Annotated in this window: 15 protein-coding genes; all 15 read left to right on the top strand. The window is 69.5% G+C overall.

Annotated elements, in window-relative coordinates; genetic code table 11:
- The first annotated feature begins 240 nt into the window (after positions 1-240).
- The 15 genes from ACWGIC_RS34575 (at position 241) to ACWGIC_RS34505 (ending at position 15,495) form a co-directional block, all read left to right on the top strand.
- On the top strand, positions 241-1,050 hold the full coding sequence (locus tag ACWGIC_RS34575; protein ID WP_452080126.1) for a CoA transferase subunit A: 810 nt from the start codon (positions 241-243) through the stop codon (positions 1,048-1,050).
- The gene (locus ACWGIC_RS34570) at positions 1,047-1,802 is read left to right on the top strand and encodes a CoA-transferase subunit beta (RefSeq protein WP_452080125.1); all 756 of its coding nucleotides are present in this window, start codon (positions 1,047-1,049) and stop codon (positions 1,800-1,802) included. Before ACWGIC_RS34575 ends, ACWGIC_RS34570 begins: the two co-directional genes overlap by 4 nt.
- Positions 1,799-2,980 (top strand): thiolase family protein, encoded by a 1,182-nt coding sequence (locus ACWGIC_RS34565; RefSeq protein WP_452080124.1) that lies wholly within the window; start codon positions 1,799-1,801, stop codon positions 2,978-2,980. The genes ACWGIC_RS34570 and ACWGIC_RS34565 overlap by 4 nt, the downstream gene beginning before the upstream one ends.
- A gap of 15 nt (positions 2,981-2,995) precedes the next feature.
- Entirely contained in the window at positions 2,996-3,730 is a 735-nt protein-coding gene (gene pcaH, locus ACWGIC_RS34560; protein ID WP_452080123.1) for a protocatechuate 3,4-dioxygenase subunit beta, read from the top strand.
- The gene (gene pcaG / locus ACWGIC_RS34555; RefSeq protein ID WP_452080122.1) at positions 3,727-4,278 is read left to right on the top strand and encodes a protocatechuate 3,4-dioxygenase subunit alpha; all 552 of its coding nucleotides are present in this window, start codon (positions 3,727-3,729) and stop codon (positions 4,276-4,278) included. Before pcaH ends, pcaG begins: the two co-directional genes overlap by 4 nt.
- Before the next feature lie 29 nt (positions 4,279-4,307).
- Complete coding sequence (gene pcaD, locus ACWGIC_RS34550; protein WP_452080121.1) at positions 4,308-5,087, top strand: 3-oxoadipate enol-lactonase; 780 nt, start codon at positions 4,308-4,310, stop codon at positions 5,085-5,087.
- Positions 5,084-5,485, top strand: a complete 402-nt coding sequence (gene pcaC / locus ACWGIC_RS34545; RefSeq protein WP_452080120.1) for a 4-carboxymuconolactone decarboxylase — start codon at positions 5,084-5,086, stop codon at positions 5,483-5,485. Before pcaD ends, pcaC begins: the two co-directional genes overlap by 4 nt.
- A 10-nt stretch (positions 5,486-5,495) precedes the next feature.
- Positions 5,496-6,302, top strand: a complete 807-nt coding sequence (locus ACWGIC_RS34540; protein WP_452080119.1) for an IclR family transcriptional regulator domain-containing protein — start codon at positions 5,496-5,498, stop codon at positions 6,300-6,302.
- Positions 6,303-6,311: 9 nt separating this feature from the next.
- Positions 6,312-6,902, top strand: coding sequence for a nucleotidyltransferase family protein (locus ACWGIC_RS34535; protein WP_452080118.1), 591 nt, complete (start codon positions 6,312-6,314; stop codon positions 6,900-6,902).
- 355 nt (positions 6,903-7,257) lie between these two features.
- Positions 7,258-8,136, top strand: a complete 879-nt coding sequence (locus tag ACWGIC_RS34530) for an AAA family ATPase (RefSeq protein WP_452080117.1) — start codon at positions 7,258-7,260, stop codon at positions 8,134-8,136.
- A 955-nt stretch (positions 8,137-9,091) separates the two neighbouring features.
- Positions 9,092-10,207 (top strand): vWA domain-containing protein, encoded by a 1,116-nt coding sequence (locus tag ACWGIC_RS34525; protein ID WP_452080116.1) that lies wholly within the window; start codon positions 9,092-9,094, stop codon positions 10,205-10,207.
- The gene (locus ACWGIC_RS34520; protein ID WP_452080115.1) at positions 10,200-11,312 is read left to right on the top strand and encodes an XdhC family protein; all 1,113 of its coding nucleotides are present in this window, start codon (positions 10,200-10,202) and stop codon (positions 11,310-11,312) included. The genes ACWGIC_RS34525 and ACWGIC_RS34520 overlap by 8 nt, the downstream gene beginning before the upstream one ends.
- A gap of 369 nt (positions 11,313-11,681) precedes the next feature.
- Positions 11,682-12,206, top strand: a complete 525-nt coding sequence (locus ACWGIC_RS34515) for a (2Fe-2S)-binding protein (protein ID WP_452080114.1) — start codon at positions 11,682-11,684, stop codon at positions 12,204-12,206.
- Complete coding sequence (locus tag ACWGIC_RS34510) at positions 12,206-14,644, top strand: xanthine dehydrogenase family protein molybdopterin-binding subunit (RefSeq protein WP_452080113.1); 2,439 nt, start codon at positions 12,206-12,208, stop codon at positions 14,642-14,644. Before ACWGIC_RS34515 ends, ACWGIC_RS34510 begins: the two co-directional genes overlap by 1 nt.
- Positions 14,641-15,495, top strand: a complete 855-nt coding sequence (locus ACWGIC_RS34505) for an FAD binding domain-containing protein (RefSeq protein ID WP_452080112.1) — start codon at positions 14,641-14,643, stop codon at positions 15,493-15,495. Before ACWGIC_RS34510 ends, ACWGIC_RS34505 begins: the two co-directional genes overlap by 4 nt.
- Positions 15,496-15,553: the final 58 nt, after the last annotated feature.

Here is a 15,553-nt window from a genome sequence, read left to right as displayed (position 1 = left end):
CGTTCGCCGACTCCTAGCGCACCGTGTTGTCCTATCGCATCACCTCATTCCCTCGAAACTTTTTCGAGGTCCGCGAACCTCGCCTTGTCTGCTGCCGTCTGTCCGAATGTCCGCTTCACCGTTTGGCACTCCCGCGGGCCGCCGGACCATGCTATGTTCATATGTAGAACTTCTGTGCGCTATACGAACACGCTAGCACGGAACGGCAGGAACAGGAAGATCCAGACGGAAGGGCTCGTGATGGCAAGGGTGCTGTCGCTCGGCGAGGCGATCGCCGAGCTGGTGCACGACGGAGACACCGTCGCTCTCGAGGGCTTCACGCACCTCATCCCCGTGGCGACCGGGCACGAGATCATCCGTCAGGGCAGGCGGAACCTCACGCTCGTGCGGATGACGCCGGACATCGTCTACGACCAGCTCATCGGCGCGGGCTGTGCGAGCAAGCTGATTTTCTCGTGGGGCGGCAACCCCGGGGTCGGCTCGCTGCACCGGTTCCGCGACGCGGTGCAGCACTCGTGGCCGGTGCCGCTGGAGATCGAGGAACACAGCCACGCGGGCATGGCGAACCGTTACGTCGCAGGCGCTTCCGGGCTGCCGTTCGCCGTGCTGCGCGGCTACACCGGCACCGATCTGCCCGCGCAGACGGACACGATCAAGCCGATCACCTGCCCGTTCACCGGCGAACAGCTCACCGCGGTGCCCGCGCTGAACCCGGACGTCACGATCGTGCACGCGCAGCGCGCCGACCGGGCGGGCAACGTTCAGCTGTGGGGTATCGCGGGTGTGCAGAAGGAAGCGGTGCTCGCGGCGAAGCGGTCGCTGGTCACGGTCGAAGAAGTCGTCGACGAGCTGGAACCCCGGCCGGGTGCGCTGGTCCTTCCGTCCTGGGCGGTCACCGCGGTGGCCGAAGCGCCGCGCGGCGCGGCTCCCTCGTACGCCGCCGGGTACTACGAACGCGACAACGCGGCGTACCAGGCGTGGGACGAGATCGGGCGGGACCGCGAGGAATTCGCCAAGTGGCTGAACGACCTGACCGGGGTGAAGGCATGAGCGAGTACACCGCCGACGAGATGATGAGCATCGCCGCGGCCCGCGCGCTCGGCGAGGGCATGTCGTGTTTCGTCGGGATCGGATTGCCCAGCACGGCGGCCAACCTCGCCCGTCGCACGCACGCCCCGAACCTCACGCTGATCTACGAATCGGGCTGTCTCGGCGCGAAACCCAGCAGGCTGCCGCTGTCGATCGGCGACGGCGAGCTGGCCGACACCGCCGACGCGGTCGTGAGCGTGCCCGAGGTGTTCAACTACTGGCTGCAGCCCGGCCGGATCGACGTCGGGTTCCTCGGCGCGGCGCAGCTCGACAAGTTCGGCAACATCAACACCACGGTCATCGGCTCCGACTATCACGATCCGAAGGTGCGCCTGCCCGGCGCGGGCGGGGCGCCGGAGATCGCCGCGTCCTGCAAGGAAGTGTTCGTCGTGCTGCGGCAGAGCAAGCGCACGTTCGTGGACAAGGTCGACTTCGTGACGTCGTTCGGCCACGGTGCCGGGCACGGCGACCGCGAACGGCTCGGCCTGCGCGGTGCCGGGCCGACCCTCGTGGTCACCGACCTCGGCCTGATGCGGCCCGACCCGGAAACCGCGGAGCTCACGCTCACCGAACTGCACCCCGGGGTCGAGCTGGACCAGGTCGTGGAAGCGACCGGGTGGACACTGAAGGCGGCCGCGGACCTCAAAACCACCCCCGCGCCCACTGAACGCGAACTGACCTTGCTCCGTGAACTGAAGAAGGCCGGCGAATGAGCGACGCTTACGTACTCGACGCGATCCGCACTCCCTTCGGGCGCTACGGCGGCGCTCTCTCCGGAGTGCGCCCTGACGACCTGGCGGCGGGCGTTCTGCGCGCGCTGGCCGAGCGCAACAGTCTCGATACGTCCACTGTGGACGAAGTGGTGCTCGGCGACGCCAACGGGGCGGGCGAGGACAACCGCAACGTGGCGCGGATGGCCGCGCTGCTGGCCGGCTGGCCGACATCGGTGCCCGGCGCGACGGTGAACCGGCTGTGCGGGTCCGGCGTCGAGGCGGCGATGCAGGCGAGCCGGGCGATCCAGGTCGGCGACGCTTCGCTGGTGGTCGCGGGCGGCGTCGAGTCGATGAGCCGCTCGCCGCTGGTGATGGCGAAGCCGGACAAGGCTTTCCCGGCCGGCAACCAGACGCTGTACAACACGGCGCTCGGCTGGCGGATGGTCAACCCGGCGATGCCTTCGCAGTGGACCGTTTCCCTCGGCGAGTCCACCGAGTTGCTCGCCGAGCGGTACGGCATCGGCCGCGAAGAGCAGGACGCGTTCGCCGCGCGCAGTCACGCGAATGCCGCGCGGGCGTGGGACGAGGGCTTCTACGACGACCACGTGGTTCCGGTCGAAGGCGTCGAGCTGACCCGGGACGAGGGCATCCGGCCGGACTCCACGCCGGAGAAGCTCGCGAAGCTGAAAACGGTGTTCCGCAAGGAAAACGGCACCGTTACGGCAGGCAACGCGTCTCCGCTGAACGACGGTGCTTCGGCGTTGCTGCTCGGTGACGCGGCGGCGGCCGAACGGCTCGGCAAGACGCCGCTGGCCCGGATCGCCGGTCGCGGCGCCGCGGGAGTCGACCCGGATGTGTTCGGCATCGGCCCGGTGCGCGCGGCGGAGATCGCGCTCGAACGGGCGGGCATCGGCTGGAACGACCTCGCCGCGGTGGAACTCAACGAGGCGTTCGCGGCACAGTCGCTGGCCTGCCTGAAAGAATGGCCGAAGCTCGACCCGGAGATCGTCAACGTCAACGGCGGGGCCATCGCGATCGGGCATCCGCTCGGCGCGTCCGGCGGCCGGATCGTCGGCGCGCTGGCGCATCAGCTCCGCCGCACCGGCGGTCGCTGGGGTCTCGCGGCGATCTGCATCGGTGTCGGCCAGGGGCTCGCGATCGTGCTCGAGAACCGCTGAGAAAGGGGAGGCATCGTGGCCACACCGACCGACCGGCGGCTGCCGCAATACCGGCCCGATCCGGAAGGCACCCACCCGCCGCTCGACTACGCGCCGTACCGCTCCACCGCGTTGCGGCATCCGAAGCAGCCGCTGGTCCTGCTGCCGCAGATGCTCACCGAGGTCACCGGCCCGCTGCTCGGGCCGGGGCGGCTCGGCGAACTCGACAACGACCTCACCCGTCAGCACGCGGGCGAACCGCAGGGCCAGCGGATCATCGTCACCGGCAGGCTTCTCGACGGCGACGGGCGGCCGATCCGCGACTCGCTCGTGGAGATCTGGCAGGCCAACGCGGGCGGCCGCTACCGGCACACCGGCGACCGCTGGCCGTCCCCGCTCGACCCGAACTTCGACGGGCTCGGCCGCACGCTGACCGACGGCGACGGGCGCTACGAGTTCACCACGATCAAGCCCGGCGCGTATCCGTGGAAAAACCACGACAACGCCTGGCGTCCCGCGCACATCCACTTCTCGGTGTTCGGCTCGGCGTTCACCCAGCGGCTCGTCACCCAGATGTACTTCCCGGACGATCCGCTGTTCTCGCAGGACCCGATCTTCAACTCCATCCCGGACGAGAAGGCGCGGCAGCGGATGATCTCCCGGTTCGACCTCGACCGCACCGAGGAGGAATGGGCGCTGGCGTTCCAGTTCGACATCGTGGTGCGCGGGCGCGAACAGTCGGTGTTCGAGGACGAGGAGGAGGACGAGTGAGGCTGGAAGGCACGCCCTCGCAGACCGTCGGGCCGTACCTGTCCATCGGGCTGCCGTGGGACGACGGGCCGTTCGTGGTCCCGGAAGGCACCCAAGGCGCGGTGTGGATCCGCGGCGGGGTGTACGACGGCGCGGGCGATCCGGTTCCCGACGCGATGATCGAAACGTGGCAGGCCGATCCGGACGGCGCGTTCGACCACCCCGACGATCCGCGCGGCAAGCACGGCGACCCGTTCCGCGGGTTCGGCCGGTGCCCCACCGACGCGCAAGGCCAGTACCGGATTCTCACGCTGCTGCCCGGAATCGTGCCGGACGCGTCCGGGGCTCCGCAGGCGCGGCACATCGACGTGTCGGTGTTCGCTCGCGGGTTGCTGAACCGGGTCGTCACGCGCATTTACTTCGAGGACCAGGACAACGCCGGCGATGCCGTGCTGGCGAGTGTTCCCGAGGAACGGCGAGATACGTTGCTGGCGAAGAAAGAAGGCGACGGCTACCGGTTCGACGTGCGTTTGCAAGGCGAAGGCGAGACGGTGTTCTTCGCGGTCTGACCGGCCGTGTCCATTGTGGAGGTTCAAGCGTGAGCAGTGTCCGGGTGCACCGGGTCGTCGAAGGTCCGGCGGCGGGGCCGGTGGTGGTGTTCTCCAACTCGATCGGCAGCGACCACCGGATGTGGGAGCCGCAGGTCGCGCCGTTGACCGAACGCGGCTTCCGCGTGGTCCGGTACGACACGCGCGGCCACGGGGCGTCGCCGGTGCCGCCAGGGCCCTACGACCTGGCCGATTTGGGCGGTGACGTGCTGGGGCTGCTCGACGACCTCGGCGTCGAGCGCGCGCACTTCGTCGGCCTGTCGCTCGGCGGGATGACCGGGATGTGGCTCGGTGCGCACGCCGCGGAACGGCTGTCGAGCCTCACCCTGTGCTGCACGTCAGCGCTGCTCGGACCGCCCGAGATGTGGGCCGACCGTGCGCGCCTCGTGCGGGCCGAGGGCACCGGCGCGGTCGCGGAAGCCAGCGTCGGACGCTGGGTCACGCCGGGGTACGCACAAAGGAATCCGGACCAGGTCGCGTACCTGCGCGAGATGATCGAGTCCCAGCCCGGCGAGGGGTATGCCGGATGCTGCGAGGTGATCGAGCGGATGGACCTCACCGGCGACCTGCCGAAGATCTCCGTCCCCACGCTGGTGATCGCCGGCGCCGACGATCCGTCGACGCCCGCCGAGCCGCACGGGCGGGTCATCGCGGACGGGATCCCCGGCGCCCGGCTGGAGGTCGTCGCCTCCGCCGCGCATCTGGGCAGCTACGAACAGCCGGAGGAATTCACCCGGCTGATCCTCGAGCGGATCACGGAGGGACAGTGACCGGAGACCGCTACGAGGCGGGCATGCAGGTGCGCCGCGAGGTGCTCGGTGACGACCACGTCGACCGGGCGTCCGCGCGGACCACCGAGTTCAGCAAGCCGTTCCAGGAGTACATCACTGAAGCGGCGTGGGGTTCGGTGTGGACGCGCGACGGGCTCGACCGGCGGACCCGCAGCTGCATCACCCTGGCCGCGCTCACCGCGCTGCACTGCCACGACGAGCTGGCGATGCACGTCCGCGCGGCAGTACGCAACGGGCTCACCGCGGAGGAGATCCGCGAAGTCCTGCTGCACACCGGCGTGTACGCGGGCGTGCCAGCGGCGAACACGGCGATCGGGATCGCCCAGCGCGTCCTCGCGGAGATGGGAGAACCCACCGCCCAGCCGCCGGCCGGATAGGGTTCGCCGCATGGAATCCGACGACCAGGCCGAACGCGGCGCACACCACGTGCAGTCGCTGGAACGCGGGCTGGCGGTGATCAAGGCGTTCAGCGCCGAGGCACCGCATCCGACGCTCAGCGACGTCGCGCGCGTCACCGGGCTGACCCGCGCGGCCGCGCGCCGGTTCCTGCTGACGCTCGTCGACCTAGGCTACGTCCGCACCGACGGCAAATACTTCTCGCTCACTGCGCGCGTGCTGGAACTCGGCTACGCCTACCTGTCCAGCCTCAGCCTGGCCGAGATCGCGCAGCCGCACCTGGAGCGGCTGTCGGCGGAGGTGCACGAGTCGAGTTCGGTGTCGGTGCTGGAGATCGCCGACATCGTGTACGTCGCGCGCGTCGCGGTGTCGCGGATCATGACGGTGAGCATCAACGTCGGCACGCGGTTCCCCGCGCACGCCACGTCGATGGGGCACGTGCTGCTCGCGGACATGGACCGGACCGAACTCAACGCCTACTTCATCGTCGCCAACCTCAACCGGCTGACCTCGCACACGCTCACCCAGCGCGCCGCGCTCGAAGCCGAGCTGGCCCAGGTCCGGGAACAGGGCTGGGCAATGGTCGACCAGGAACTCGAAGAAGGCCTGCGTTCCGTCGCGGCGCCGATCCGCAACCGGAAGGGGCGGGCGGTCGCCGCGGTGAACATTTCCACGCACGCGAGCCGGACGCCGGTGGAGACCGTCCGGACCGAGTTCGTCCCGCCGTTGCTCAAGACCGCGGCTGCCATTTCGGCGGAGCTGGCCGCGGTCGCGCCCGGGCGAGCGGTCCAGGGCTGAGGGACGGCGATGGCGGAACCGGTTGCCGGATTGCTGCTCGCCGCCGGGGCGGGGCGGCGGTTCGGCGGGCCCAAAGCGCTGGTCGAGTACGACGGGGAGCTGCTGGTCCAGCGGGCGGTCCGGAACCTGGCCGAGGCCGGGTGCGTCTCGGTGCGGGTAGTGGTCGGCGCGTCGGCTGAGCAGGTCCGGGAACTGCTGCCGCCGGACGTGACTCCGGTGCCCGCGGCGCGGTGGCAGGACGGGATGGGGGAGTCGCTGAAAGCCGGGCTGGAATCGCTGCGCGACGACTCGGCGGCGGCGGTGCTGGTGCACCTGGTGGATTTGCCTTGGGTGCCTGCCGCGGCGCTCGCGCGGATCGTCGGGGAGGCCTCCGAGGACGCGGTCGTTCGGGCCGCTTACCAGGGGGTTCCTGGGCATCCGGTGCTGTTCGGGCGGCGTTGGTGGGGGGAGATCGCGGGTTCGGCGCGCGGCGACCACGGGGCGCGGGATTGGTTGCGCGGGCGTACTGACGTGCGGCTGGTCGAGTGCGGTGACCTGGGGAGCGGCAGCGACGTCGATCGGCCGGGGGATCTGGCCGGGCCGGGGGCGGAGCGGCGATGAGGGGCGCGGGGGAGTGGCTTGGCTGGTGAGGGAGACCTGGCCGGGGTTTCCTTGGGGCTTGGACCGGCGGTGCGGTGGAGGTCGGCGGTTTGTCGCGCCGGGACGGCGGCGACGTTGGGCGGGGTGACGGCGGGCTTGTGGTGAGCGGAAGCGGGGCCGTGGCCGGGTGGTTGCCAGGTGGATTGCTGGGGCGAGTTCGGCTGGATGACTGCCGGGTGGGGCACCTTGCTGGGTTGGTCCTGGCCCGATAGCTCTCGGGCAGCGTTCACTCGGTATGCCGCATTGAGCCTCGCCAGATCGCTCCTGAGCGGCGGCGAACAGCGAACCCGGCGGTCGCGGATCTACGATCGGGGGCGTGACAGAGTCCCTCTCCTCGCCCGACGCGCTCGCGGCTGCCCTCGACCGCACCGGTTACCTCGCTGACGAGGGGCTGGCCACCGCGGGATTCCTCGCGACGCAGATGCAGCGTCCGCTCTTCTGCGAAGGCGAGCCGGGCACCGGGAAGACGTCGCTGGCGCTCGCGTTGTCCGAGGCGCTGAAGTGGCCGTTGGTGCGGCTTCAGTGTCACGAGGGCATCGACGCCGCGCAGGCGCTCTACGAATGGGACTTCCCCCGCCAGTTGCTGCACTTGCGCGCCCTCGAAGCGGCCGACGGCGGGCGGATCGACGCGGAAACTGCTGAGCGTTCGCTGTACACGGAGCGCTTCCTGCTCGCTCGTCCGCTGCTGCAGGCGCTCACTACGACGCCGTGCGTGCTGCTCGTCGACGAGATCGATCGTGCTGACGACGAGTTCGAGGCGTTCCTCTTGCAGTTGCTGGACGAATACACCGTCACGATCCCGGAGTACGGCGAGGTGCGCGCGGAGCAGCCGCCGCTGGTGGTGCTGACGTCCAACCGCACTCGCGAGGTGCACGACGCGCTCAAACGCCGGTGTCTTTACCACTGGCTTGAGCATCCGGACCTTGCCCGGGAAATCAGCATCCTGCGCCGCCGGCTGCCAGGGATCGGCGAGACGCTGGCCCGCCAGATCGCCGACGCGGTGCACCGGCTGCGGGCGATGGACCTTCTCAAACCGCCGGGTGTCGCCGAATCCCTTGACTGGGCAAGGGCTTTGCTCGCGCTCCAGCGCGACGAACTGGACGCTGCGACGGCTGCGCGCACCCTGGGCGCGGTGTTGAAGTACAGCGAGGATCTCGATCGGGTGCGGGCGAAGCTGGACACGCTGTTCTCCTGATTTTCGTCCAATGTGGACGGTTGGATAATTCCGTTGCGGCGGGGTGCGGGATCGGGCATGCTTGAAGCATCACTGGATGACTTCGCCGACTTTGTGACTGCGCCGGGAGGGAGGGCTCGTGACCGACTTCGTCCGGACTGCCCTCCTGGCTGTCCGCTGAGTTCCGTTCTTTCCTGAAGGTTCCGCGCGCCCGCCTTGAGCTACCGAGGCTGGCTGCTGCGCGCAACCACGGTCCGCGCACGCTGTCCCGGAGGCGGGACGGCGTGCGCGGCCGCCCTTTGCTGACACGACGGTTCGGGTGGGGCGGGGCTTTGGGATGTGCCGGGGTGGGGCTTTGGGATGTGTGGGACTGGGCCTTGGGGGGAAAGCTTGTGCGGCGGAGAAGTTGCCGACGCACTGATCCCGCAGTTGCCGATCAAGACCCGCTGGCGGTGCTGGGTTCCCGGGAGTTACGGCTCGATGCGATGGCGGCGCGGGGGTTTTGCGGGCGTTGACGAAGCAGGAGCGGTCGCGGGAGCGGAGGCGTTGGCGGGAGCAGACGCGGGAAGGGGAACGGGCGCGGACACGGGAGCAGGGTCGGAAGCGGCGCAGGAGCGACCGCAGAGGCGGTCGCTGTCTCGCGGAGCGGCGAGCCGGGAACAGAAAATCGCGTGCGCCGGAACATCCGCGGGGCTGGGGCGGTTCACACTGGAATGGCGGTGTGGAGGAACACTGGCGAGCTGGAGCAGCTCAAGCCGGAACCTTTGCGCGCCCAAGAACCGGCGCGAGAACCCCGCCGAAAACCGATGCGCACCAGGATCGCTGCGCACGCCCAGCATCCAACGGCCGAACACCCGAAACTCAAGCCTGCTGAGGTACCCAAGCGACCACCGCTCCCAGCAAGCCAAGCAAAGCCCAGTCCAGCTGTCACAGCGAAGGTTCCGCTCTTGGGGTCACAATGGTCACAATGGAGGCCATGAACACCGAAGTCGCCGACCCGCTTGCTGGCTATGCGGGGTTCGCGGCGGCATTGCGCGAGGCGGGCGTCGCCTGTGACGCGCGGCGGGTGCAGGCCTACCTGTCCGCGGTGGCGAAAGTCGACGTCGCTCGCCCGACACAGCTCTACTGGGTCGGGCGGTTGACCCTCTGCTCCGATCCCGACGACCTGCCCCGGTACGAGGAAGCCTTCGCGCGGTGGTTCGAGGGGGACGACAGTCCAAAGGCGGCCTCGGGAACCCCGGTAAAAAAGCAGGCTCGGATCGCTCCGCTGATCGCGGCTGCTGGCGACGGGGACAGCACCGAGGGATCTCACGACACGCTCCGGGTCGCGGCGAGCGACCATGAGGTTCTCCGGCATCGGGATCTCGCCGAACTCACCAAAGCCGAGCGGGCGCACTTGCGCGAGTTGCTGGCGACGCTGCGTCCAGTGCTGCCTCGGCGGAGAGCAGCGCGGCGGACGCCTGCGCATCGCGGTGCGCTCGATCCGGCGAGGACGTTGCGGGCGATGCTCGCGTCCGGGGGCGAGCCGGTTCGGCTGGCGCATTATCGCCGGGGGACGCGGGCGCGGAAAGTTGTGTTGCTGATCGACGTTTCCGGCTCGATGAGTCCGTACGCCGACGCGTTGCTGCGGTTCGCGCACGTTGTCGCGCGGGCGGCGCCGTTGTCGGTCGAGGTGTTCACGCTCGGTACTCGAATGACGCGAGTGTCCCGCCAGCTCAGGCAGCGCGATCCGGAGCAAGCCATGCTCGCCGCCGGTACCGCGGTGCCCGATTTCGCTGGTGGGACACGGCTTGGCGAGACGCTTCGGGTGTTTCTCGACCGCTGGGGGCAGCGCGGGTTCGCGCGACGCGCGGTAGTCACCGTGTTCTCCGACGGGTGGGAGCGCGGCGACGTCAGCCTGCTCGCCGAGCAGCTTGGCCGGCTGCGCCGTCTCGCGCACGCCGTATTCTGGGTGAATCCGCACGCCGGTCACGAGGGTTATGCTCCGGTCCAATCCGGCATCGTGGCCGCCCTGCCGCACATCGACCGGTTGCTGGCCGGGCACAGCCTGGCGACGTTGGAACGACTCCTCGGGGAGATTGCCGATGCGTGACGTACTGGACGACGTGTACCGCCGCTGGCAGGCGGGCGAAACGGTCGGGCTCGGCACGGTGGTGGCCACGTTTTCGTCGGCGCCGCGGGCACCGGGCGCGTCGATGATGGTCGCGCCGGACGGCACGGTCGTCGGGAGCGTGTCCGGCGGCTGCGTCGAGGGCGCGGTGTACGAGCTGGCCAACGAAGTCGTCGCCGAGCGGAAGCCGGTCTTGCAGCGCTACGGCGTCAGCGACGACGACGCCTTCGCGGTCGGGCTCACCTGCGGCGGGATCATCGACATCTACGTCGAGCCGGTGGACCGCGAATCGATGCCGGAGCTGGAGCGCGTGGTCGAATCGGTGCGCAGCGGCGAACCGGTCGCCGTGGTCACGATCGTGGAGCACGAGACGCCGGGGCTGGTCGGCGAGCACATGATCGTGTGGCCGGACCGGGTCGAGGGGTCCCTTGGCTCGTCCCGGATGGACGACGCGGTCGCCGACGACGCGCGCGGGCTCCTCGCGGCCGGGCGCACCGGCACGCTCCACTACGGACCGGACGGGCAGCGGCGCGGCGAGGGCATGGCTGTCTTCGTGAACTCTTTCGAACCGCCGCCGCGGTTGCTGGTGTTCGGTGCGATCGACTTCGCCGCCGCGATGGCGCGGATGGGTGCTTATCTCGGGTATCAGGTGACGGTCTGCGACGCGCGTCCGGTGTTCGCGACCAGCAGCCGGTTCCCGGAGGCGCACGACGTGGTCGTCGACTGGCCGCACCGCTACCTCAAAGCGGAGGCTGACGCTGGCCGGATCGACGGGCGGACGGCGATCGCCGTCCTCACCCACGACCCGAAGTTCGATGTGCCGCTGCTGGAGGTCGCGTTGCGGCTCGACGTCGGGTACGTCGGCGCGATGGGGTCCCGCAAGACGCACGACGACCGGTTTGCGCGGCTCCGCGAAGCGGGGATCACCGAGGGCGAGCTGGAACGCCTGTCGTCGCCGATCGGCCTCGACCTTGGCGCGCGCACGCCGGAGGAGACGGCCGTGTCGATCGCGGCGGAGATCATCGCGCTGCGCTGGAGCGGGTCCGGGCAGCGGCTGGCGGCGTTGAGCGGGCGGATCCACAGCTGACCGGGGCGGGGACGCCGCAACCGGGCTGAGCGGCTCGCCGAACGCCGCGCGGGAAACGCTGGAAAAACCGCGTCCAGCAAAGAAACCCGGTGAACCCCCGACGCGAAACCCGGGACCCTCGGGAAGATCCTCCACCGCGCCGGACGGCCGAAAAATCACCCGTCCGGCTTCACGCAGCTGCGCCGGAAAAACGGCAGCGAACCCGCATCTGCGGAACCATTCCGGCGACGTGCGACATCAGGGCTTGTCCGCGCGCGAAAGGCGTAGCACGCTCCCCTGTGAGGCCGATCACGATCGCGCCTTGGCCGTTCCCGAACCGGCCCGCCGCCTCCGCCGGGGCTGGCGGGCATTTGCACTTGGAGGCCTTTGATGCGCATCACCGTCACTGTCGACGGCACGAAATACACCGATGACGTCGAGCCGCGCACCCTGCTCGTCCACTACTTACGGGAACGCGTCGGGAAGGTGGGCACCGTCGTCGGGTGCGACACCAGCAACTGCGGCGCGTGCACCGTCCACCTCGACGGGCACAGCGTGAAATCCTGCTCCGTCCTCGCCGTGCAGGCCGACGGATGCGAGGTCACCACCATCGAAGGGCTGGCCCGCGACGGCCAGCTGCACCCGGTCCAGAAGGCGTTCCACGACAATCACGCGCTGCAGTGCGGGTTCTGCACGCCGGGCATGATCATGCAGTCCATCGACCTGCTGGCGGACAACCCGGATCCGGACGAGCAGGCCGTCCGCGAAGGGCTCGAAGGCAATCTCTGCCGCTGCACTGGTTACCAGAACATCGTCAAAGCGGTTCGCGACGCCGCGAAGCACATGAGTCCTGGTGCGGGGCCGGAAGCCGAGAAGATCGACCAGCCCAACCACGTCGGCGTGGGTGGTGAATGATGACCGCCACGATCGAACCCGAGGTAGGAAAGTCCCGCCGCCGCAAGGAAGACGAGCGGCTGATCACCGGGCGGACCCGGTGGACGGACAACATCGTGCTGCCGGGGATGCTGCATCTCGCGGTGCTGCGGAGTCCGCTGGCGCACGCGAAGATCGTTTCGATCGACACCTCCGCGGCGAAGGAAGCCGCTGGCGTCATCGCCGTTTACACCGCTGCTGACCTCGATCCCGAGGGCGCGATCGGCATGCCGTGCGCGTGGCCGATCACGCCGGACATGGCTGCGCCGCGGCGTCCGGTGCTGGCGTCGGATCGGGTGAACTTCGCCGGCGAGGGCGTGGCTGTGGTGGTCGCGCGGTCGTCGGCCGAGGCACATGACGCGCTCGAGGCGATCGAGGTCGAGTACGACGAACTGCCGCCGGTGCTCGACCTGGAAGCCGCGCTCGCCGAAGACGCGCCGCTCGTGCACGAGGAACTGGGCAGCAACAAGAACGCGCTCTGGGTGTTCGATTCGGCCGAGGCTGGCACCGGCGGCAATGTCGAGGAAGCACTGTCCTCTTCGGAAATCGTGCTGAAACGACGGTTCCGCCAGCAGCGCCTGGTGCCCGCCTTCATGGAGCCGCGCGCGTGCGTGGTCGACCCGACCGGCGCGCAGCTGACCATGTGGTCGGCCACCCAGGTGCCGCACATCCTGCGCGTGATGTCCGCGCTGACGCTGGGCATCCCGGAGCACAAGCTGCGCGTGATCGCCCCGGACGTCGGCGGCGGGTTCGGCGGCAAGATCGGTGTGCTGCCCGAGGAAATGATGACCGTGCTCGTCGCGAACAAGCTCGGCAAACCGGTGAAGTGGAACGAAACCCGGTCCGAGACCATGCTCGCCGCGCACCACGGCCGCGACCAGATCCAGGACATTACGATCTCGGCGAAGGCCGACGGCACGGTCACCGGGCTCAAGGTCGAACTGCTCGCCAACCTGGGCGCGTACAACGGCCTGGTCGGGCCGGGCGTGCCGATTCTCGGCGCGTTCATGTTCAACGCGATCTACAAGATCCCGGCCTACCACTTCGCCTGCACCAACGTGTTCACCACGACCACGCTCACCGACGCCTACCGCGGCGCCGGGCGTCCGGAAGCGACGTTCGCGATCGAGCGGATCATGGACGAACTCGCCGCCGAGCTGGGCATGGACCCGGTCCAGCTGCGGGAAAAGAACTGGATCACGCACGAGGAATTCCCGTTCACCACGGTCTGCGGGCTCACCTACGATTCCGGCAACTACGAGGCCGCGACCGAGAAGGCGAAGGAACTCTTCGGCTACGACGAGCTGCGCCGCGAGCAGAAGGAACGCCGCGAGGCGAACGATCCGGTGCAGCTCGGCATCGGGATTTCGACGTTCACCGAGATGTGCGGGCTCGCGCCGTCGCGGGTGCTGGGTTCGCTCGATTACGGTGCTGGCGGCTGGGAATACGCGTCGCTGCGGATGCTGCCGACCGGCAAGGTCGAGGTGACGACGGGTGCGTCGGCGCACGGCCAGGGGCACGAAACGGCGTGGAGCCAGATCGTGGCCGACCAGCTGGGCGTGTCGTTCGAGGACGTCGAGGTGCTGCATGGCGACACGCAGTCCTCGCACAAGGGCCTCGACACTTACGGCTCGCGTTCGCTGGTCGTCGGCGGGATCGCGATCGTCAAGGCGGCGGAGAAGGTAGTCGCGAAGGCGAAGCCGATCGCCGCGCATCTGCTGGAGTGTTCGGAGGACGATCTCGAGTTCTCCGGCGGCAAGTTCACCGTGAAGGGCACGGATTCGTCGACGACGATCCAGGACGTCGCGCTCGCCGTGTTCGCCGCGCACAACCTGCCGGACGGCGTCGAACCGTCGCTCGATTCCGACGCCACTTTCGACCCGGAGAACTTCTCCTTCCCGCACGGCACTCATCTGTGCGCGGCCGAAGTGGACACTGAAACGGGCCAGGTGAAACTGCGGTCGTACGTCTGTGTGGACGACGTCGGCAAGGTGGTCAACCCGCTGATCGTGGAGGGCCAGGTGCACGGCGGGCTCGCGCAGGGCATCGCGCAGGCGTTGTTCGAGGAGGCCGTGCACGACGAGAGCGGAACGCTCACCACCGGCACGTTCGCCGACTACCTGCTGCCCTCGGCGGCCGACCTGCCGTCGTTCACCACCGACCGCACGGAAACGCCGTCGACCACGAACCCGTTGGGGGCCAAGGGAGTCGGCGAGGCGGGCACGATCGCCTCGACACCCGCTGTGGTCAACGCGGTGGTCGACGCCGTGCGCCAGTTCGGCGTGAACGACATCGAAATGCCGCTCACGCCGATGCGCGTGTGGAACGCGGTGCGGGGCGGTGCCACCGATGCCGGCGGACCCGGCGGCGAGGCCGGCGGCGGTCTCGGTTCGATCGACGCCTCCGGAGGTGCCCAGTGATCCCGGCTCCGTTCGACTACGTCGCTCCGTCCACGGTGGACGAAGCCGTGCAGGCGCTCGCCGCGGCCGGTGAGGACGCCAAGGTGCTGGCGGGCGGGCAAAGCCTGCTTCCGGTGCTGCGCATGCGGCTGGCCGCGCCGACCACGCTGATCGACCTCGGGAAAATCTCCGAACTGCGCGGGGTGCGCGAGGACGGTGACGCGCTCGTGGTCGGCGCGATGACGACGCACTACGAGGTCCAGCGCGACCCGTTGATCGCCGAGCACGCCGCGTTGGTGAAGGAAGCGACCGACACCGTCGCGGACCCGCAGGTGCGGCACCGCGGCACGTTCGGCGGCGCGATCGCGCACGCGGATCCGGCCGGGGACCTGCTGGCACCGGTGCTCGCGCTGGACGGCGAGCTGGTACTGGCCGGTCCGAACGGGCGGCGCACGGTGGCCGCGGCGGAGTTCTTCCAGGACTATTTCACCACCGCGCTGGCCTCGGACGAACTGCTCGTCGAGGTGCGGCTGCCCAAGCACACCGGATGGCGGGCGCACTACGAGAAATTCAACCGGGTCGCCCAAGCCTGGTCGATGTGCGCGGTGGCGGCCACCGTGCGGACCGAGGGCGGCGTGATCGAGGAAGCCCGGGTGGCTTTGACGAACATGGGCGCGACACCGGTCCGGGCGACCGGCGTGGAGCAGGCGCTGCTCGGCGCGCAGGCCAACGCGGACACGATCCGGGCGGCCGCCGCGCACGCGGCCGAAGGCACCAACCCGGTCGCGGACGGCAATTCCGACGTCGAGTACCGCCAGCACCTCGCGCGGGTGCTGACCGGACGCGCCGTCGCGGCGGCGGTGGGCGCCTGAGCTGACCAGCCGTGAAGGACTCCTTGGGGGAATCTGATTCCCCCAAGGAGTCCTTCAC

Source organism: Amycolatopsis sp. NPDC054798 (genome assembly GCF_053611505.1).
The sequence above is the reverse complement of the archived record's forward strand: the minus strand, read 5'-3'. Positions and strand labels throughout refer to the sequence as shown.

What these genes read in the sequence shown, in the direction of transcription:
- ACWGIC_RS34535 (WP_452080118.1), top strand. Translation starts at nt 6,312, where the DNA reads ATGGCGGAACCGGTTGCCGGATTGCTGCTCGCCGCCGGGGCGGGGCGG.
- ACWGIC_RS34575 (WP_452080126.1), top strand. Translation starts at nt 241, where the DNA reads ATGGCAAGGGTGCTGTCGCTCGGCGAGGCGATCGCCGAGCTGGTGCAC.
- ACWGIC_RS34570 (WP_452080125.1), top strand. Translation starts at nt 1,047, where the DNA reads ATGAGCGAGTACACCGCCGACGAGATGATGAGCATCGCCGCGGCCCGC.
- ACWGIC_RS34510 (WP_452080113.1), top strand. Translation starts at nt 12,206, where the DNA reads ATGACCGCCACGATCGAACCCGAGGTAGGAAAGTCCCGCCGCCGCAAG.
- ACWGIC_RS34515 (WP_452080114.1), top strand. Translation starts at nt 11,682, where the DNA reads ATGCGCATCACCGTCACTGTCGACGGCACGAAATACACCGATGACGTC.
- ACWGIC_RS34565 (WP_452080124.1), top strand. Translation starts at nt 1,799, where the DNA reads ATGAGCGACGCTTACGTACTCGACGCGATCCGCACTCCCTTCGGGCGC.
- ACWGIC_RS34540 (WP_452080119.1), top strand. Translation starts at nt 5,496, where the DNA reads ATGGAATCCGACGACCAGGCCGAACGCGGCGCACACCACGTGCAGTCG.
- ACWGIC_RS34525 (WP_452080116.1), top strand. Translation starts at nt 9,092, where the DNA reads ATGAACACCGAAGTCGCCGACCCGCTTGCTGGCTATGCGGGGTTCGCG.
- ACWGIC_RS34520 (WP_452080115.1), top strand. Translation starts at nt 10,200, where the DNA reads ATGCGTGACGTACTGGACGACGTGTACCGCCGCTGGCAGGCGGGCGAA.